Origin of the sequence: Vibrio sp. 2-Bac 85, assembly GCF_037546705.1 — a bacterium.
Lineage (GTDB): Bacteria > Pseudomonadota > Gammaproteobacteria > Enterobacterales > Psychromonadaceae > Psychromonas.
In genome coordinates this window covers 1-19863 of sequence record NZ_JALAAB010000010.1, presented here as the reverse complement: position 1 = coordinate 19863, position 19863 = coordinate 1, and the positions used below count along the sequence as shown (strand labels likewise).

Genomic DNA, 19863 nt, shown 5'->3' with positions numbered 1-19863 from the left:
TTTATTTAAACCTTTAATAATAGGATACAGTAATGCTAAGTGATGAATTTATTAGCTTAAAAAATACGTCTAAATTTTTTGGCCAAGTAAAGGCATTGAAGAATATCAATTTAACTTTCAATAAGGGTGAAGTGCATTGTCTTGCGGGCAAAAATGGCTGTGGGAAAAGTACTTTATTTAAAATTATTTCTGGTGTGCACAATCCAGAGCCTGGATCTGAAATCATTCTTAACGGCAAATCATATACAAAATTAAACCCTCAACTTTCAATAGAGAATGGGATTCAAGTTATTTATCAAGATTTATCTCTTTTTCCAAACTTATCTGTTGCTGAAAATATTGCAATTCAAAATCACCTAGCATGGACTAAAGGTCTCGTGAGTAAAAAAAATATGGACACCATTGCATTAAAGGCCATGCATAAAGTGGGTGTTTCATTACCGTTAACAAAGTTAGTAGAGAAGCTATCTATTGCAGAGTGTCAACTGGTTGCAATATGTCGAGCGATGGCTTCTGATGCAAAATTAGTGATCATGGATGAACCGACGGCCTCATTAACACGCACAGAAGTAAATAACTTAATTAAAGTTGTTAAAGACCTTAAAAGTAAAGGTATTACTGTCGTTTTTGTCAGCCATAAACTTGATGAAGTCATGGAAATATCAGACCGCATTACAGTGATCCGTGACGGTAAAACAATTGGTACTTATCCAGCTCAAGATGTTGACAGCAATGAACTTGGTTTTTTAATGACAGGGCAACGCTTCAATCATATGCCAATAGGAAAGTATAGTGCAGGCGGGGTCATTAAATTTGAAGCGGTTAATTTGAATAAAAAAGGCCAATTTAACAATATCAATTTAAAAGTACATGCAGGGGAAATTGTTTCACTTACAGGGTTGTTAGGCTCTGGTCGGACAGAATTATGCTTAGCATTATTTGGTATGGTCTCAATAGATAGTGGGGAAATTCGAGTGAATGATAAAAGTGTTTCACTTCAATCTAATCGAGATGCGATTAAAAATGGTATTGGTTATGTATCTGAAGACAGAATGTCAACAGGGCTCATAATGGAGCAAAGCATTCAAAGTAATACTACGGTCTCTATTTTACCCAAACTTAAAAAGAAGAGTGGTCTCTTTGATTATATTAAAGCAGGTAAAATAGTTGAAAGACTTATTTCATCATTATCGATTAAAGTATCTGATTCAACGCTACCGATGACGAGTTTATCGGGGGGAAATGCTCAACGTATATCAATTGCTAAGTGGATTGCTGCAGAGCCTGAAATTTTGATCCTAGACTCACCGACAGTCGGTGTTGATATTGCCAACAAAGAAAGTATTTATAAAATTATTCAAGATCTTGCGAAAACGGGTATTGCTATCATTATGGTCAGTGATGAGATACCTGAAGTTTTTTATAACAGCCATCGAGTCTTAGTGATGAAATCAGGAGAGATCACCCATGAGTTTTATCCTGAGTCATCTTCAGAAATTGAAATAATGGAGGCTGTAAATGCGTAATCTTTTATGGAATAAAATTATAAAAAGTCATGAGTTCAATTTGGCTGCAATTATTGTCATCTTATTTATTGGCCTGACAGTGACAACTGAAGGGTTTCTTACCTTGGGCAATATTTTTGACATGTCAGAAAGTACTGCTGTACTAGGTATTATGGCTTGTGGGTTATTTGTTGTTTTAATCGCGGGCGGTATTGATATTTCTTTCCCCGCTACGGCTGCTATTGCGCAATATGTTTCTGCAACTTATATCTTAAGTTTAGGTGGCAACTTTTTCATCGCCTTTTTGATCGCTGCTGCTGTTGGCGTAGTGTTGGGGTTAATCAATGCTGTATTTGTTTATAAGTTAAAGGTACCTTCAATCATTATTACTATTTCAACATTAAATCTATATTTTGGTTTATTAATGTATTTTAGTAATGGGGAATGGCTGTATGGTTTTCCTGATTGGTTCATGAACGGTGTGCATCTATTTCCTTTTATTGGTACTGATGGATACGATTATAGTTTGTCGTTACCTATTATTACCTTCCTAGTTGTTATCGTTACAACTTCAATTTTCATGACTAAAGTCCGTTTAGGGCGACAGATTTATGCCGTAGGCGGTAATGCTGATGCTGCTAGTCGTATCGGTATTAATCTTTTTACAATTAACCTATTAGTTTATGGCTATATGGGCGCGTTAGCAGGTATTGCTTCTATTGTTCAAATGCAAATTTCTCAATCGGTTGCACCAAACTCATTAATGGGTTTTGAGTTAACTGTACTTGCTGCAGTCGTCCTTGGTGGAGTCAGTATGACTGGCGGAAAGGGGTCATTATTCGGAGTTATATTGGGTGTCGCCTTGTTAGCAGTTTTGAAGAACGGTTTAACCTTATTAAGTATCCCATCATACTGGCACACTGTTTTAACTGGAGCGATTATTGTCTTCAGCATCAGTATGACCGCATTAAATAATAAAAAACAAAAATTGAGGGAGGCGTAATGAATCAACTACTCGATACATTAAGGTTGCCTAAAGATGCTAGTGCTCGTTATTTACTTGTATTACTCTTTGGCTCATTAGCATTCATGTTAGTTGCAAATGGCGAGGTTTTTTATTCACTATCAAACTTACAATCTATAGCTTCACAAATACCGTTATTAGGTGTATTTGCATTCGCGATGGCGATTTGCATGTTAACAGGGGGGATCAACCTCTCTATCATCGCAACAACAAATGCAAGTGCTTTAGTGATGGCAAATATTATTGTACTTGCCCCTGAAAGTAGCACAGTATTATTACTGGCTCTTGTCGCGGGATTCGTTGCAGCGCTTATCATTGGTTTATTTAACGGTATATTAATTGCCTACATTGGCGTCTCTCCTATTTTAGCAACACTTGGGAGTATGACGCTCATTAATGGCTTCAATATTTTGCTTTCAGGAGGTAGTGTTATTTCGGGTTTTCCTGATGGCTTACTCGTGCTGGCAAGTGGAGCTGTGATCGGCATCCCTATTCCCCTTTTATTACTGTTGGTGATTGGTTTTATATTGTGGTTAGTACTTGAGCATACTGTACTCGGACAAACCATTTTTTTACTCGGTTCAAATGAAGAGGCTACCTTTTATTCGGGTGTTAATACAAAAAAATCACTCATGTATGTTTACGCTATTTCTTCTATTTTATGCTGGGTCGCAGCATTAATCATGATGGCTAAATTTAACTCAGCAAAAGCGGGTTACGGTGAGTCTTATCTTTTAACTGCGATTTTAGCCTCAGTACTTGGAGGTATTAACCCTGATGGAGGGTTTGGGCGAGTTATCGGAATTGGCCTGGCGCTGATTGTTTTACAGGTATTAGAAAGTGGAATGAATTTATTGGGTATAAGTAGTTATTTAACAATGGCGCTTTGGGGAGGGATTATTATTTTGTTCATCGCTCTTAAAAGACAAAAGGCCTAATGGAGATAATAAAGTGACAACATATTTTATTGGGGTTGATGTAGGTAGCGGAAGTGCTAGAGCGGGTGTTTTTGATATTTTTGGAAAGAAACTAGCAGATGCTGTGTATGAAACAAAAACATTTAAACCTTTGGATCTGTTCGTAGAGCAATCTTCAGATGACATTTGGGATTGTGTTTGTAAAGCCGTGAAAGAAGCGGTAATAAAAGCGGATATAGATATAGTTCAAGTGAAGGGGATTGGTTTTGATGCGACTTGTTCTCTGGTTGTATTGGATGAGGATGGTTTGCCTTTATCAGTCAGCCCAACCGGAAGAAGTGAACAAAACGTTATTATGTGGATGGACCATCGTGCAATAAGTCAAGCAGAGCGTATTAATGCAACAAAACATGATGTCCTTAACTATGTAGGCAGTCGTATCTCTCCAGAAATGCAGACACCAAAATTATTGTGGTTGAAAGAAAATCAATCAAATATATGGAGCAAGGCTAAGTATTTTTTTGACCTACCTGATTTTTTAACATGGAAAGCAACATCGAGTAATCATCGGTCTTTATGTTCTACTGTCTGTAAATGGACATATATTGGACATGAACAAAGGTGGGACGATGATTTCTTTGCACAGATAGGGTTAAGTGAATTACTTGAAGATAATGCAAGAAGTATCGGCAATATAATTCGACCAATGGGTGAGAATATTGAAGATGGATTAACACTTAAAGCGGCAAAACAACTCGGATTGTTAAAAGGTACAAAAGTCGGTGTATCTATTATTGATGCACATGCTGGCGGAATAGGGGTAATAGGAGCAGTCGGCGTAAAGGGTGAAAAAGTTGATTTTAATCGCCGTTTAGCGTTAATTGGAGGTACCTCTTCTTGTCACATGGCAGTATCAGAGTCGGCTCGTTTTATTGATGGTGTTTGGGGAGCATATTATAGTGCCATGATACCAAATTATTGGTTAAATGAAGGCGGACAATCTACAACAGGCGCATTGATTGACCACTTTATAACCTCTCATCCTTTATATAATACATTGCATAAAAAGGCGCTTGAAGAAGATAGTAGTATTTACGAATTACTCAATACGCACTTATTAAAATTAGCTGGAAGTAATTATAATATCGCCTATTTAACAAAAGATATTCATGTACTCCCTTATTTTCATGGTAATCGCTCTCCTCGTGCAAACCCTAATTTAACCGGTTCTATCGTTGGTTTGAAAATGTCAAAAACGATTGATGATATGGCCCTTTCATATTTAGCTGTTATCCAAGCGATTGCCTTAGGGACAAGACATATTATCGAAGTAATGAATCAATCAGGATATGAAATAGATACTATTATGGCTGTGGGTGGTGGGACTAAAAACTCTATTTTCTTACAAGAACACGCAAATGCAACAGGATGTTTAATGTTATTGGCTGAAGAAAGTGAAGCGGTATTACTTGGCTCTGCTATGTTAGGATCTGTTGCGGCAAAGTTTTATGATGATATTCCTGACGCAATGGCCAACATGAGTCGAATTGGAAGAATTATTACGCCTCAATCAACTAAAATTAAACGTTTTTATGACGCTAAGTACCAAGTATTTCATCAAATGTATGATGATAGCGAAACGTATAAAAAGATGATGAATGACGCATTTTAATTGATTGTCTTTACCCCGTTAAATGGACTTAACTGGGTAAAGGCATAACGACTAGAAAGACTTAAAGGGTCCATAACTGCAAGCGTGATTATAGTTGTGTAATTGATCATTTAGAATGTAGGTCTCGCTTTATTTTCTCTGCAGATTATTTGTATTTCTATTATATGGTATTTGGGTTCTGCTTAAGTTCTAAAGGATAATCTCCCTGTTTTTTAACCTCAAACCCATTTTCTTTGAATTCCTCATAATTAAAACTTTCGAGTTCATCACATGCTAATTTGTGAAACTCATAAAAGTTAGGCCACCACTCATACCCATCTCCAAGGTTGTTACCTAGATAAGCATCAACTATATCTATGCCCATCTTAGGGGCTACATAGAAAGCTCCCATAGCCAGTACATTTACACCATTCCCTGTAATCGCTCTTAAGGCTGCAGGTACACTTTCTACAACACCCGAAAAAACACCTGGACATTTACTGGCTGCAATATGGATCCCCATGCCGGTACCGCAAAATAATAAAGCTCTTTCAAATTCGCCTTCTGAAATTTTAGCACCGGTTTTTAATCCAATTCGATGGAACATTTCGGGATCTTCTTCAGTTTCTGATTTAACTCCAATATCGGTGACATGCCACCCCTTTTCTTTAAGGTGTTTAACTACCGCTTCTTTCAATGGGAAGCCAGCAAAATCTGCAGCAACTAAAATATGCTTGTCCATTATCGTTTTCATATCATTCTCCTTATTACTGATTAATAGTAATTACCGTTACTTATATCAAAAGGTAATTTGATGTAGTCGAAACGTTTGCGCAATCGATTCGATTGTTTAATTTAAAGTAATTTCTGATTTGTGCACTTCTATTTTTAAAAAAATGAGAGTTAATACTTATATTTAAAATAATGTTAATAACAATAAACTTATCTCTTATATTGAGATTGTTTTTACTGGAGAACGGTAGGAGGAACGGAGTAATTTTATTTATAAATTTTTATTAGATTTTAAACAATAGATAGTTCGAGCTTATATCAAATGGCTGCCATTTTCTGGTGGTCGTGTTCCTATTCAGGTCAATTATTGAGTTGAAAGGGGGGCATGATATTGGTGGGGAGCCTTCATTTAATTTCTAGCGTGATTGATATGAGAAAAATGATAGAGGTTAATCTCATGGTGCCGTAACCTTGAATTAAAGCCGTGCAGTGAGCAATGTAAACTATAAATTTGAGTCTGCTAAAAATGGATAGCAACTTTAGCGTAGGAAATAAAAAGTACATACCTACTGTACTGGTTTAATCAAACAGGACACTTAATTGAAAGAATATAGTCTAGATATTGAGGTGTTATTATTGAGAAATATACAGAGTATTAATTTTAAATTTTCTGAAACGTAATGTTGGCCCTAGCAAGTTGGCGCTCTAGCTCACTTTGGGGGCGTTTGCGACTTAGCTTTCTAGCTCGGTTTGGGGCACTAAACGAGCTAGAAAACATTCGACGAAACGCTCACCCACTAATAACTTTTTTCCTGTTATCAGTGGGTGAGCGATAGCACAAACCGGTACTTAATTAATCAATACTAAAGAGTCTAATATTCCTTGCCCACTGTGTATTCCGCCTTCATTTTCACTCGCTGGTTTGCTACGAATAAGATAGCCTGCATAGCCGTTTTGATCTGTCACTGGTTGGCCTTGATAATGAGCTGTAAATAACCCAATTTCGCTAACAAGATCATCCACCAATTTTTGTTTTCCATCACGAACAGCAATGGTTGGCGTATCACGTTCATGTGGATATAAGCGTTGCATCAGGGCCCATGCATCGTATTCTTCGGGTTTCAAACTGGCTAATGTGTTGGTGATTTCGTTACCAAAAATACAATGCCCACCTCCTTCACCTTGGTTTTTCAGCACCCACTGTTGCTTATCGGCAGTATTATTAAACCATGCGATAGTTTGCGTAGAAATTGGTTTCATCTCGGCTAACACACTTTTAACTAATTTTGATTCTTCAATGGTTAAACCCCAGCGAGCGTAATCTTCCTCTGGCATCATCGTGAGTAGCATCTGCATGGATTTACTGGTTGCAAGTTGTTGGCTGATAGTGGCGTTCATTGCGACATAATGTTTTTCAATGAATAAACGCGTTTGGCTTAGAGCTTGACAGCAAATATCCTCGTTGAGCTCTGGCGCCCAATAGTCTGAATACTGATAACCGGCACGTAGATAAACGCTATCAATAGCGCCAACACCTTCAAGGATCAAACGCTGGTTATTGCCACTTGATAGCTGGGTGCTTAACTGCTCGAAGGTGCGTCGTACAGTTTTTACGCCCAATTTTTGTAAAGCCACTTCCAAAAGGTGTTGATCATAAACATTGTCTTCGCCTTTTTGCACAATCATTAAAAACGTCGGTTTTTGATCACTATTTTGCTTATCAAACTCAGCAAAGTGGGCTTGCACTTTATTAGTCGCGGTCGCAATGCCGATAGCCAATTGTTCCAACCCTTGATTATCTGCAGCAATAGCTGAATCATCTTCTAACCACTCATGGTAAACATCATTCCACTGATTTTTTACAAATTGATGGAGTTCGGTAGCACGTTGGCCAAATGGCCCCATTCCTGCTGCAATGCCATTAAACTCAATCACCTTTGCGCCATGTTGTCGATCGTCCATAAAATCGGTACGCATCAATAATAATGGCTGACGAGCAGGTTGTTTAGGCTGCTCTGAAGTACCATGGGCTTGTAAGTGTAATTCCATTAAGCGTCCAAAGAAGGGATCTGCTTTTGCCATGTCGCTAAGAGAGTCTTGCAAGAAGCTATGGTCTTCTGAAACATGACTGACCAGCTTAGCAATCAAGGGAGTCACCGTACGCAAATGTTCATATACTGGGCGCTCTATTGTCATCGGCGCGATGCTAAATGGTACATGCCTTGCGGTATTATCAGCCTGACGAAATGCGACGCCGTGCATGATTTCCCACTCTAAGATATCTTCGATAACTTGTTGAGGTACGAGTTGTTTTTTGTTGTAAACCTTATTATCGATGTTGATGGTGTTTTTTTTCATGATGTTATCATTCCTAAAATTTGAATTATGACGTTGCGCTTGCCGAAGCCAAGCCTAACATGCTGTTTTTATGTTCATTTTCTTCTTGCTCTTTTTGTGCAAGGTATAAGTCTCGATAGTCGCCATCTTGTTCGATTAGCGCGAGGTGTGTACCGCTTTGTACCACTTTCCCACTGTTCATGACTAAGATTTGGTCTGCGTGTTGAATAGTTGATAAACGATGCGCAACGGAGATCACAGTGCTACCGTCTTGGATATTCTCAAGCGCTTGTTTGACGGTTTCTTCTGATTCACTGTCGATGTTTGCAGTGGCTTCATCGAGTAAGAATATTTTCGGATCATGTGAAATCGCACGCGCTAATGCTAATAGTTGTCTTTCACCTACTGAGAGTGATGCGCCACCATTATTTTGCTGGTGATCAAATCCATCAGGTAAGCGGGTAATAAAGTGATCTGCTTTCACCATTTCGGCTGCGCTAATCGCTTTATCACGGCTATTTTCTACTACATTGGTGCTCACTTTTCCTGCACTGAGAACATCATGAGATAAATTAATATTGTCAATGATTGATCCACTAAAGATGGTGGGATCTTGCGATACCAAAGCAAACAATTGACGCAGTTGTGATTCCGGTAGTTTATGCAGAGGTTGGCCACCAATGAGAATGTCGCCCTGCTGTTGTTGATAAAAGCGCATCAATAGATTGATCACCGAACTTTTTCCGCTGCCGGTATGACCCACAATCGCGGTAAATTCCCCGCCTTTTGCTGTAAAACTGACATCGTTAAGTACTGGTTTATCTGCTTCATAGCCCATGGTGACATGACGAAATTCAATATCATGACTGTCGTTAATTTTTACTGTTGGCATCGCTTGATGATGTATTTCAGACTCATCATCTAGCAATTCAAAAATACGTGTCGAAGAGGCAGTGGCAACCTGTAATTTGTGTAATTCCATGGATAACTGTCGAAAGGGGTCAAAGAAACGTTCAACGTAATTCAAAAACGCATATAACGTACCAATTTCAACAACCGTCGATAGTGATGCCTCTGCAAACCAGGCAACAATACCTGCTGCTGTCAACGTCGCAATCAAGCGTGTCAGTGGTAATAACATCAGGCTATCAATCGCAACTGACTTGCTACGGAAGTTAAACCAGCTTTGATTATCTTTCTCAAACTTAGCGTGGAATGCCTTTTCTTGACGAAACGCCTGGATCAAAGCCATACCTTGTAACGATTCGTTTATTTGTCCATTAATGTTACTCACTTGTACTCGAATACCATCAAACACTGACATTGAAATTTTGCGATACAGGTGCATGGTTATTAGCAAAATAGGGATCAATACTAGGCTGAGCAACATCAAACGCCAGTCCAACAAAGCCATTGCGATGAAGATTGCAATGATGCGTAATGCGCCTTGAATCACGGTTGGAATGGTCGATACGTACATATTTCGCAGTGATTCAGTGTCGTTAGTAATATACGAAACCAACTTGCCGGTCGATAATTTGTCAAAGGTCGCAATAGGGAAATTCAACACATGGCGAAATAACTGCTCACGTACATCTTTGACCACTAGCAGTGCACCGTGTTTAAAGGCAACTGCTTGTAAATAGCCAAACACGGCACCCAGCACATAAAAAAGCATGACAAGGCCGATCAGGGTGAGTAGTTGTGGCCATTCAAACTGCTGAGGCACAATAACCTCATCGATCACTCTTTTAGTCAACCACGGAATCGCCATTTCAGCACTCACCGCCAGTGCTAACATCAAAAATGCAAAGCCAAAACGGGCTTTGTGTGGCAATGAGAAGGTCAGTAAACGACGATAAAGTGTCTGTTTTTTCATTGATGTTGGCTTATTCATGGCGACTTACCTCAGATTCTGATTCATTGTAAGTAGTCTGCGGTTCATCCGGCGACACTTTGTTTAATAACAGGTCTTTGCCCCCTAACTGACTTTGACGCTGATAAACCTTGGCATACCAACCTTGATTCTTGACCAATTCATGATGAGAGCCTCGTTCTTCTATCTGCCCATCATTTAATACTAAGATATGATCTGCTTCGATTAGGTTTGTTAGGCGCTGCGTGACCAGTAACATCGTTTTATGGGCGTAGTGCGCCTTTAAGTTTCGACGAACTTGCACCTCTGTTTTCATATCGAGCGCACTGAATGGGTCATCCAATAATAGAATATCAGCGCTCGACAACAATGCTCTAGCCAGCGTTAAACGCTGTTTTTGGCCACCTGATAAATTATTCCCTCCTTCTCTAAGAGGGGTATCAAACCCTTCTGGCATCGCTTGAATTTCTGCTCGAATACCTGCCATCTCTGCGACATGCTCAATTTCATGTTGTGACGCATTGGGTTTAGCCAAGGCAATGTTCTCTGCGATAGTGCCGGAAAATAGATGTGGTTTTTGAGGTACCCAAGCCAATTTAGTGCGCAATGCGTCAAAGGTAAGGCTATCACTTGGCATACCTGAAAGGTGAATACTTGATGGCTTCTCAAGTTGAAATTGACGTAAAGCCAAGTGTAAAAGGGTGCTTTTTCCACTACCAGTAGGACCTGTAATGCCAACTAACCCACCCGCGGGTAATTCAAATTTAATATTGTTAAGCACGTTGCGATTGGCTTTTGGATAGGCGAAATGATGAATGTTGAAAGACATGTTTGCAGGCGCATCTTTTGGTAATGTTTTTTCGCCTTCGATCACTTCAATGTTTTCAGCAAATAATTTTTCTAGACGAAGCCATGATGTATTACCGCGTTGGAATACGTTAAATTGCCAACCAAACTGCAAAAATGGGCCAAGCAATTGAGCAAGGTACAGGGTGAATGTAGTGAACAATCCAACGGTAATATTGCCCTGTTCAATTAACCATGCTCCGTAACCTATTGAGATGACAAAAGACAACCCATACACCAGTTGTATGGTTGGCGTGAATGCCGCATCTACTTTGGCAACACGGATGTTTGCCTCTACAGTATCATCTAAAGTTTTTTCAAAACGCTTTTCTTGACGGCCAGAAATGCCGAGCGAACGAACCGCACGAATGCCTGAGACTGTTTCTCGTGTTTCTTCCGTTAAATCAGAAAACGCAGATTGTGCTGTGGCAAACGCATTATGCAGCTTCATGCCATAACGGCGAGTGATCAGTACCAATAATGGAAAAGGAAGCAGGGCGACAGCAGTCAGTTCACCGCTAACAACAAAAATCATGCCTAAAATGACTGTCATGCCTGCTATAAAAGAGTCTACTAAGGTCATCACCCCCATGCCCATAGTTTCTTCGACTGCGTTTAGGTCATTGGTCGCATGCGCCATCAGATCACCAGTGCTACGGCGTGCATAGAATGCCGGTGATAAATGTAAAAACTTTTGAAATAACTCACTTCGAATCACCCGCGTGATCGCAATAGAAGCACCATAGAGTTGGCTTTGCCATACAAAGCGTAGGCCATACATTACAGCGCCCGAAACAATAATTCCGACGATGTGTATGATCATTGTTTGAGTATCGAATGTTCCTTCACTAATGCCATCGACAATTTTGCCGATCAACCATGAAGGCACTAAATTGACCAAGGCAACGATTTGTAATGCGACAATAGCAATCAGGTAGTGCCGGCCAAACATTTTTAGGTAACCTTTTAACTTAAATAGAATATTCATAATTATTTAGCTGCTCTATATTTTCTGTAATAAGTGTGTCTGACTGTGAGCGAACACTTTGCGTTGGTAAAACACAATCAATCAAACTTTTTTGTGTTAAATAATCGTCAAAGCTCATTTCTTGCGCTAACTCTAGCTGTTCTTGTTCACATAAGGATTCGCTGACAAGCAATGTAAACTTAGCCATTTCATTCGCGGATAGGGGATTGGCTGAGTGCTTTTGCATATGTTTTGCAGAAAGTCTTTTAGCAAATACCGTAAAGCCTACTTTCTGTTGCTTCATGAGTGATAAAACCTTTGCTGATGGCGTTAATGAACTGTCGTAAAACTTTGCTTGTTCATGCATTACCGCTAGCTCATAGCCACCTTGACGAGATGAACTATCCATACTTTTTGCCATTTTAGTTAACATGCTCATGAGTGGTTGAGCTAAATCAGTTATTGAAACGTCACCATCCATTGTTGGTAGCATTAACCCAGGTTTTCTTCCCTGCGTCGCGATTAACTCTTGTCTTTCCATAATAAGCGTACTTTCCTGCTCACTCATCTCAGGGCTTGGTGTGAGTGCGCTATGAAGTAAAAATAGATCAAGAAATTGGCTCTGTTGTTCATCAATACCTAAAGGTAGCAAAGGGTTATTATCTAAACTACGTAATTCTATGTACTGCACACCCTCGTTGCACATGGCAACCAAAGGGCGCATATGTGCATGAACAATTTTTGGACGAACTGAACCATACAATTCATTTTCAAGCTGAAGTACAGCGTCATTTAACTGTTGGTGTTTAGCCAAATGGGTATATTGCTCACTTGGCTGCGTCAGCGCGTTACAAAGACCGGTTAGGTAATCTTGTTTGCTATTAAAACTCATCGGAAAACGTGATTGCTCGTTGTTCCCATAACCCATATTACTCAACCGTAATGAGGTAGCCCAAGGTAAGTAGTTTGTACTGTCGTCCCATTTATCCAATGCATGCCGTTTTTCTTGTAGGTAACTTTTGTCGAGTGCGGGTGAAGCACCAAATAGATAGGGAATAATCCAACCATTACGAAGCACATTACGTATCAATTGAAAATACCGTTCAGAAATAAAGTCTTCTAACGGTAACTTACTATCTGTTTGTGTATGCAGTGCCTGCCAGAAACTATCTGGTAGCGAAAAGTTATAATGAATGCCTGAAATTAGCTGCATTCTTTTTCCATAACGATTTGCTAATCCTTCACGATAGCGAGTCTTCATCATACCCGCATTTGATGCCCCGTAATTCGCGATAGCAATATCGTGGTCGCTAGGCAGGACTGGTGGCATGCTCGCCGACCACATCAACTCTCCTTCATCTAGGTTTGAAGCAACAAAGTGATGTAGCGATGCTAATGATTTGAACATTTCATTTCTATCGGTCACTGCAGCGGTCACTAACTCCAACTGCGCTTCCGAAAAGTCAGTGGTAATGTACGGGTGAGTTAGTGCAGAGCCTAAAGATTTGGGATGTGGGCGACGAGAAAGCTCGTCACTCGCTGTCGCTCTAACCATTTCGCGTTCAATACCACGGCGAATGTCTTGTAAGGTATCTTGCACATGATCGCTTGCTAAAAAGTCTAATAGTAACTGATTATCGGGCGTATTGATTTTAAAATAGGTTGCTTGGTTGCTCATTTGTATTATCCACGAAAGTTTTGATTCACATAGTTAAGACGTAGGAAAACTAAAAAAGACGCAAAGATCGCCTATTTTTTTAAAATAAATTTAAATAGGAAAAAGGTGGGTCAGAGGAAAGAGACAATGTAGCTGTCGCAACTTCGCTCTCATTCGCATAAATAAAGCATTTCGTTTAAAACAATGCTCAGCTTTTCATAGGGAAAATAGTTAAGATCAAGGCGCATTCATTAACTATTTTATAGGTGGATTAGTATAAGCACGTATTTATAGGAGGATTAGTATAAGCACGTAGTTGAATGTAATCGTATTGACGAAACCACCTCACTGCCAGTAGTAACCATTCAGACTAGCTTCATTCACCGCTGTTTTTCTTAGCAAAATCTGCGCACGTTGGCTTAGGATGAAAATCAACGATACCTTCAGCGCCTGCTTCTATGTTGCAGCAATCCGTTAAAATATCTTTTAACTTTACCTTACCACGCTGGACTCGGCTTTTTGTGGCTGATAATGATAGCCCGAGTTGATCAGCAACTGCCTGTTGGGTTAATCCATCAAGCTCCGATAGAATCATGGGTTGGCGATATTTTTCTGGTAAACAGTCAAACATTGGGCGTAAACACTGTGCCATGGATTGTAAATTAACGATTTCAGAAGAGATCTCTTCTTCAACGTAGTCCTCAAGCAGCTCATCATGATTGGGTTGTGAGCGGTAAAAATCCATAATGGTATTATGTGTAATACGGTACAGCCAATTCTGTAATTTATCTTTTGTTTCAAGTTGTTCGATTTTTTGACTGGCTTTGATATACACATCTTGCAAAATATCATCAACAAGATCGAGATCACCTGTTTGCTTTATAATATAATTTTTCAATTGATCTTTATGTGCTGACCATTCTGCTAACATTTGCATTCCTCAAATTACTGATGTCCACTTAATTGCCAATCATAGTGAACATCAGCTGTAACTTAAAGGTAAATCACACTCTTATTTTCATCCAATTTCCGGTTGAATCTCTCCTGAGAACTCTTTCCAAGCTACAAATCCACCTGCTAGGTTCTTTACTGAACCGATACCCATCTCTGCTGCTAATTTTGCGGCATAGAGTGAGCGCAACCTACGAGCACAATAAAAAATAAAGGTTTTATCTTGTGCGAACACCGGATTATGCGCAGGGAATTCTGGGTCAATCAGAAATTCAAGCATGCCTCTTGGGCAAGTAAAAGTACCCGGGATAACGCCGAGTTTTCGTCTTTCATCGGCTTCTCGCACATCTACAAAAACATAAGCATCATCGTTAAGTAGTGCTTTTGTATGCTCAATTGAGATATCTTCTACGGTTTGATATGCCTCTTCAGTGAGCGTTTTGATGTTTTTAGTCATTTTTTGTACCATGATTATTCTCTTATTTAAATTAACAAACTTTATTTAGCGACATTACCTGCCACATTCAAGGCATCCCATGTACGCGAAAAGGGGGGAGCATAGGCAAAATCTAAATAGCCCAGTTGCTCGGTTGTAAATTTAGCGGTAATAGCAACCGCTAGGGCATTAATGCGACTGACAGCGCCTTTTTTACCAATTATTTCGCCACCCAAAAGCACTTTAGTGCCTGGCTGATAGGTCAATTTCACTTTAATATCCTCTTGACCTGGGTAGTAATCGGTTTGATTTTTATCGTCTATTACTGACATACTCACATGTATATCGTGGTCATGTGCCATCTGCTCTGACATGCCTGTACGTGCCAGTTCATAATCAAGCACTTTCAGTGATGACGAACCTAGAAAGCCCATCATGTGCGTCTCTTTTCCGGACAAGTAATCTGCCATCAACCGTGCCTGTTTATTGGCCGTTGTTGCCAAAGGCAGATAAACCGCTTTACCCAGTGTTAAGTGATTCACAACCGCACAGTCACCCACAGCAAAGATATGTGCATCTTCTGTTGCGCCATATTCATCGACTAACAATGCGCCATTAGCGGCTTTAGGTAGATCGAACCTGTCAGTATTAGGTTTGAATCCGAGTGATAAAACCACGATATCGGCTTCAACATCTCCCTTATTTGTTTGAATGATGTAACCACCATGATCTGCGTCTCGAATCGCCAACACGCTTGTATTTGTTTTTAAATCAGCGCCTGAGGTGCGAATTGCCTGTTCAACAACATCAACCATTTCAGGGCTGAATTGCTGGCTCATTATCTGTTGTTCACGCTCAATAATAGTGACGTGTTTACCAAGCCCATGGGCGGCATCAAATACCTCTAACCCGATGAAACCTGCACCAATGACTGCGATACGTTGTTTACTGCTATCTTTCAACGCGCGTTTAACTGCTATGCCATCTTCTTGGCTAGTTAACGTATACACAAATTCATCATTGTATTCGCCAAAATTTGGCATTATTGGACGCGCACCTGTGGCAACGATCAAGCGATCGTAATCAATGGCACTTTCAATATCTTGGTGTCGGATCAGAACCTTCTTTTCGAGTCGATTAACCGATAACATTTCGGTGTTTATGCGAACATCTAACCCTGACGCTATCGCCTGCTCTGGAGTACGAGAAATCATTCGCTCGCTATCATCAAACATGCCTCCCACGAAATAAGGCAACCCGCAGGCACCAAAAGAGAGGTAATCACGTTTCTCTATCACCACGACGTCATCTAAAGGCTGGTTTCTTTTATATTTTGCGGCAAAACTCATTCCCGCAGCGTTTCCGCCAATCACAACTATTTTCATCACTCTTTCCTAACAAAATATATTAACTGAGATAGGCAATAGAGGGCGTACATTAACCATGCACAACTCTCTATTGAATAAATGTTGGTTCACCCCTGCACGGCAATTTCATCACTTTTATTGGAAGTGGTGGTCGTAGCGTATTGCTCGAGGTCTAAGGTCCCATTTTGCTTTGAGGTAAGTACACCCGACAACATTGATCCTGAAATATTAAGGGCTGTACGCGCCATATCAATCAAGGCTTCTATTGAAACAAGAATTGCGACAATAGTAATATCTAAGCCCATGATGGTGAGTACTGCAACTGCTGCAAAGGTAGCGCCACCACCGACGCCCGCTATACCAAACGAAGCAATAGCAATAACCACGATAAGTTGCAAAATAAAGCTAATATCGACAGGAACACCCATCACTTGTGCCGCCATAATGGCTAGCATTGCAGGGTAAATGCCGGCACATCCATTTTGACCAATACTGGTTCCAAAGGTCGCCGACATATTCGCCGTTTCTTCATCAACACCTAGGCGTTGGGTTTGCGTATCAACATTTAACGGTATAGCCGCCATACTTGAACGAGAGCCGAAACCAAACACAAGCACAGGCCATATTTTTTTCATGAAAGTGATAGGCGATAAGCCAAATACCGACACCAATATAAAATGAATCACAAACATGACACCAATAGCTGTATAGCTTGCCATTAAAAATCGCCCCATTTCAGCGAGTGCAAATAAGTCGTTGGTCATCATAAACGAGGTCATTAACGCAAACACACCATAGGGCGTCAGCTTAAGAATTTCACGCACCATAGACAATACAACTTCCTTTGCTGAGTTAATGAAAGCGACAAAGGGCGCTGCTTTTTCAGGCTGACGTTTCTTTACTTGTAAAATGCTGTAACCGAGGAACATGCCAAACAATACCGTTGAGAGTGTCGATGTGCGCTGCGACCCCGTGAGCATTTCAAATATGTTGGCAGGAATAATCGACAGTGCTAGACCAGAAAGCCCGGTACTTGCCATTGCATTCTGTGTAGCAAGTAGAGAGTCGCCTCGTGCTTCAATAGCACTGTTGGTGCCCACTATGTTCACTAATGCATTCGCATCAATACCAAACAGGTATATGCTTGCGATGCCCACTACCGCGGAAATAGCTACGGTTACTATCAATATACCGATAATTTTAGGGGCTATCTTGGATAAGGCTCCGTCACCATCCACGTTCATAATTGAGGAAATCATGGCAACAAATACTAATGGGATCACCACCATTTGAAGTAGCTTGATATACCCTTTACCAAATAGAGATATAAGCTCAGCAAAGCCTGACGTTGCCACATTGTCTACGCCAAATACGGCTTGAATAACACCGCCGAATAACAAGCCTGCTGCCAGTGCGCTTAACACTCTAAAATTGAAGGATTGTTTTTGTTTTTTGAATCTTGCCAGTAGCACGTAAAATCCGAAGAAAAGTACGCTTAAAATAATGAATGATATATTCATAGGAGTAGCCTCTTAATAAGTTATATTAGTAAGACGCCCTAGTAACCTAAAAGACGCAAAATAATTTTAAAAGACGTTTTTGTAAATGGGGATATAAGTAACTTAACTTCCTAACAACTTCATGGGTTATCGATTTAATTCGCGTTGATTTTTTACGTCCTTGTTGCACCAGGTAAAGATAAGCCAAGCTTGATTGCTATGCCTTTCTAGCTTATGCCTTACAACCCAGCAAGATTTGGAGGAATGCAGTATTCATCTGGCAACTCTTGGATTAATCCATAATGATGTTGTGAGTAATACAATATAACTGAAATGATTAATGAAATTGGTTAACTATTTGTCGATCTGTAACTCACAATGGGGGCGTTTCGACTTAGTTTTCTAAGGCCCTTTGGGGCTCATTGCGAGTTAGGAATAATACTGATTTTTCTCTAAATCAGTAGCGAAGTACTTTCGAGCGAGTAGAAATCTTAGCTTCTACTCGTATTTATTTGTTTTACTGTAATGAATAATATATGTAATCCGTCCACGAATTAGGTCATAACACCAATTAAAAATGATCGCGTATATTAAGAAGAAAAGTACAAGCCCTATATCCATAATAAATACTGTCCAGAAATCTAACTGTAGCACCCACATCATAAGCGGAAGAGTGATAATCGTTAAGCCTAATTCAAAAATTAATCCATGGAATATTCGCATTTTAAATGAACGGTTAATACGCTCACTGCCAAATTTATGGTCAAAACCTAAGTTGTATATATAATTCCAACACATTGCAATTAATGACAAGCTAATTGCTAAACCTGTCGCTGAAGAAAATTCCACATCGGTGAATAATCTAGTAGCAGAAATCATAAAACCTAAAGCAATGACTTCAAATAAAATGCTGTGGATAATGCGTTCTCTCGTATTCATGTTTAATTTCATTTTTTATTTTGTGGGTGTTGAGGTGTATAGTAATCATTTATTATGAAGGAATGTAGTTAGTTACTATCAGGGAAAGTGATATGTATAATCTCGAACAATTGAGAATGTTTGTAGAAACTGAAAAATCAGGTTCATTTTCCGCATGCGCTCGCAAGTTGGGTAAAGTCCAGTCTGCTGTCAGCCAGGGCATAGGAAATCTTGAAATAGAGCTTAATACGACATTATTTGATCGTACTAGTCGTAAACCTTCTTTAACCCCTCATGGGAAAAGATTATTGCCATTTGCTGAGTCCATCCTACAGCAAACTTATGAACTTGATTCCGTGAATGATTCATTAAATCTATCTCATGAAACTCAGATAAGAATTGCCGTCGATGATGCATTACTCCCTTTAATCACGGATCTGATGAATATATTTGTAATGCACTTTCCTAGTACTTTATTAGATCTTTTAACCGTTTCAGCATCCGATGTATTAACAATAATTCATTCTGGTCAAGCCGATTTAGGGTTAATGTTTTCGAATGGTAATTTTCCACAAGAAGTCGATTTATGTTATGTCGGCAGCTTACCTTTTAATGGTGTTGTAAATCCAAATCATCCATTGGCAAGCTTAGATAAAGTCACGGTTTCTGATTTGATGCCTTACCGTCAATTATTGATTAAAGGACTTGATGGAAAAAGTTCAATGCACTCGCCTATGATATCTTCACATATATGGTGGGTAAGTTCATTTCATGCAATAAACACTATGGTGAAAGAAGGTTTAGGATGGAGTTACATACCTGCCTTTATCGCAGAAAAATATGAAAAGAATGGTGATATGGTACGTATGAACCTAAGTTTTGACCATAAGCCTTGGCCAGTTCAAGTTGAACGTGTCATGGCAAAACAAAAAACGATGGGGCCTGCATTAACATGGTGGGCAGATGCTGTCACTCATTTACTCGATAAGTAACACTTAATGAAAGTTTCTTGTTTGCCACTTTTTAAGCACCCAAGTCTAATGATTATGTAATCTAAATATTTTGGTAAACTGATATGGCTACCCTTGAGGGTATTGAGTAATAAACCATACCTTTTTAAGTCGCTTCGGTGCACAAACCGAGGCAGGAGTATCTAACAAGTTCTCGTAAAACATACCCC

15 protein-coding genes are annotated in these 19863 nt (G+C 39.6%); 5 read left to right on the top strand and 10 right to left on the bottom strand.

Going from position 1 to position 19863, the window contains the following annotated elements:
- Positions 1-32 precede the first annotated feature (32 nt).
- Genes MT390_RS11650 through MT390_RS11635 form a run of 4 tightly spaced genes read left to right on the top strand, consistent with a single transcriptional unit; the run spans position 33 to position 5118 of the window.
- Positions 33-1526, top strand: a complete 1494-nt coding sequence (locus MT390_RS11650) for a sugar ABC transporter ATP-binding protein (RefSeq protein ID WP_499441286.1) — start codon at positions 33-35, stop codon at positions 1524-1526.
- On the top strand, positions 1519-2508 hold the full coding sequence (locus MT390_RS11645) for an ABC transporter permease (protein WP_499441285.1): 990 nt from the start codon (positions 1519-1521) through the stop codon (positions 2506-2508). The genes MT390_RS11650 and MT390_RS11645 overlap by 8 nt, the downstream gene beginning before the upstream one ends.
- Positions 2508-3467 (top strand): ABC transporter permease, encoded by a 960-nt coding sequence (locus MT390_RS11640; protein WP_499441284.1) that lies wholly within the window; start codon positions 2508-2510, stop codon positions 3465-3467. The genes MT390_RS11645 and MT390_RS11640 overlap by 1 nt, the downstream gene beginning before the upstream one ends.
- Positions 3468-3480: 13 nt before the next feature.
- Positions 3481-5118, top strand: coding sequence for an FGGY-family carbohydrate kinase (locus MT390_RS11635; protein WP_499441282.1), 1638 nt, complete (start codon positions 3481-3483; stop codon positions 5116-5118).
- Positions 5119-5278: 160 nt separating this feature from the next.
- Here the strand turns inward: MT390_RS11635 and MT390_RS11630 are convergent, their stop codons facing one another.
- From MT390_RS11630 to MT390_RS11585, 10 genes are all read right to left on the bottom strand, one after another.
- Complete coding sequence (locus tag MT390_RS11630; RefSeq protein WP_499441280.1) at positions 5279-5851, bottom strand: RpiB/LacA/LacB family sugar-phosphate isomerase; 573 nt, start codon at positions 5849-5851, stop codon at positions 5279-5281.
- Between the two features lie 827 nt (positions 5852-6678).
- Positions 6679-8187, bottom strand: coding sequence for a glutathione synthase (locus tag MT390_RS11625; protein WP_499441279.1), 1509 nt, complete (start codon positions 8185-8187; stop codon positions 6679-6681).
- A gap of 25 nt (positions 8188-8212) precedes the next feature.
- Positions 8213-10063: an ABC transporter ATP-binding protein gene (locus MT390_RS11620; protein ID WP_499441277.1), complete on the bottom strand. Its 1851-nt coding sequence runs from the start codon at positions 10061-10063 to the stop codon at positions 8213-8215.
- On the bottom strand, positions 10056-11876 hold the full coding sequence (locus MT390_RS11615) for an ABC transporter ATP-binding protein (RefSeq protein WP_499441275.1): 1821 nt from the start codon (positions 11874-11876) through the stop codon (positions 10056-10058). The genes MT390_RS11620 and MT390_RS11615 overlap by 8 nt, the downstream gene beginning before the upstream one ends.
- Positions 11860-13533, bottom strand: a complete 1674-nt coding sequence (gene gshA, locus MT390_RS11610; RefSeq protein WP_499441273.1) for a glutamate--cysteine ligase — start codon at positions 13531-13533, stop codon at positions 11860-11862. The genes MT390_RS11615 and gshA overlap by 17 nt, the downstream gene beginning before the upstream one ends.
- 355 nt (positions 13534-13888) lie before the next feature.
- Complete coding sequence (gene sigZ, locus MT390_RS11605; RefSeq protein WP_499441271.1) at positions 13889-14443, bottom strand: RNA polymerase sigma factor SigZ; 555 nt, start codon at positions 14441-14443, stop codon at positions 13889-13891.
- Positions 14444-14530: 87 nt separating this feature from the next.
- On the bottom strand, positions 14531-14920 hold the full coding sequence (locus tag MT390_RS11600) for a rhodanese-like domain-containing protein (protein WP_499441269.1): 390 nt from the start codon (positions 14918-14920) through the stop codon (positions 14531-14533).
- 41 nt (positions 14921-14961) lie between these two features.
- Positions 14962-16284 carry a CoA-disulfide reductase gene (locus tag MT390_RS11595; protein WP_499441267.1) on the bottom strand — a complete coding sequence of 441 codons (1323 nt, stop codon included), beginning with the start codon at positions 16282-16284 and terminating at the stop codon, positions 14962-14964.
- 89 nt (positions 16285-16373) lie between these two features.
- Entirely contained in the window at positions 16374-17786 is a 1413-nt protein-coding gene (locus MT390_RS11590; RefSeq protein WP_499441266.1) for a cation:dicarboxylate symporter family transporter, read from the bottom strand.
- Positions 17787-18263: 477 nt separating this feature from the next.
- The gene (locus tag MT390_RS11585; RefSeq protein ID WP_499441264.1) at positions 18264-18704 is read right to left on the bottom strand and encodes a PACE efflux transporter; all 441 of its coding nucleotides are present in this window, start codon (positions 18702-18704) and stop codon (positions 18264-18266) included.
- 92 nt (positions 18705-18796) lie between these two features.
- On the opposite strand from MT390_RS11585, the gene MT390_RS11580 reads away from it, so the two are divergent.
- Positions 18797-19675: a LysR family transcriptional regulator gene (locus tag MT390_RS11580; protein ID WP_499441262.1), complete on the top strand. Its 879-nt coding sequence runs from the start codon at positions 18797-18799 to the stop codon at positions 19673-19675.
- Positions 19676-19863 lie beyond the last annotated feature (188 nt).

What these genes read in the sequence shown, in the direction of transcription:
- MT390_RS11650 (WP_499441286.1), top strand. Translation starts at nt 33, where the DNA reads ATGCTAAGTGATGAATTTATTAGCTTAAAAAATACGTCTAAATTTTTT.
- MT390_RS11645 (WP_499441285.1), top strand. Translation starts at nt 1,519, where the DNA reads ATGCGTAATCTTTTATGGAATAAAATTATAAAAAGTCATGAGTTCAAT.
- MT390_RS11640 (WP_499441284.1), top strand. Translation starts at nt 2,508, where the DNA reads ATGAATCAACTACTCGATACATTAAGGTTGCCTAAAGATGCTAGTGCT.
- MT390_RS11630 (WP_499441280.1), bottom strand. Translation starts at nt 5,851, where the DNA reads ATGAAAACGATAATGGACAAGCATATTTTAGTTGCTGCAGATTTTGCT.
- MT390_RS11625 (WP_499441279.1), bottom strand. Translation starts at nt 8,187, where the DNA reads ATGAAAAAAAACACCATCAACATCGATAATAAGGTTTACAACAAAAAA.
- MT390_RS11620 (WP_499441277.1), bottom strand. Translation starts at nt 10,063, where the DNA reads ATGAATAAGCCAACATCAATGAAAAAACAGACACTTTATCGTCGTTTA.
- MT390_RS11615 (WP_499441275.1), bottom strand. Translation starts at nt 11,876, where the DNA reads ATGAATATTCTATTTAAGTTAAAAGGTTACCTAAAAATGTTTGGCCGG.
- gshA (WP_499441273.1), bottom strand. Translation starts at nt 13,533, where the DNA reads ATGAGCAACCAAGCAACCTATTTTAAAATCAATACGCCCGATAATCAG.
- sigZ (WP_499441271.1), bottom strand. Translation starts at nt 14,443, where the DNA reads ATGTTAGCAGAATGGTCAGCACATAAAGATCAATTGAAAAATTATATT.
- MT390_RS11600 (WP_499441269.1), bottom strand. Translation starts at nt 14,920, where the DNA reads ATGACTAAAAACATCAAAACGCTCACTGAAGAGGCATATCAAACCGTA.
- MT390_RS11595 (WP_499441267.1), bottom strand. Translation starts at nt 16,284, where the DNA reads ATGAAAATAGTTGTGATTGGCGGAAACGCTGCGGGAATGAGTTTTGCC.
- MT390_RS11590 (WP_499441266.1), bottom strand. Translation starts at nt 17,786, where the DNA reads ATGAATATATCATTCATTATTTTAAGCGTACTTTTCTTCGGATTTTAC.
- MT390_RS11585 (WP_499441264.1), bottom strand. Translation starts at nt 18,704, where the DNA reads ATGAATACGAGAGAACGCATTATCCACAGCATTTTATTTGAAGTCATT.
- MT390_RS11580 (WP_499441262.1), top strand. Translation starts at nt 18,797, where the DNA reads ATGTATAATCTCGAACAATTGAGAATGTTTGTAGAAACTGAAAAATCA.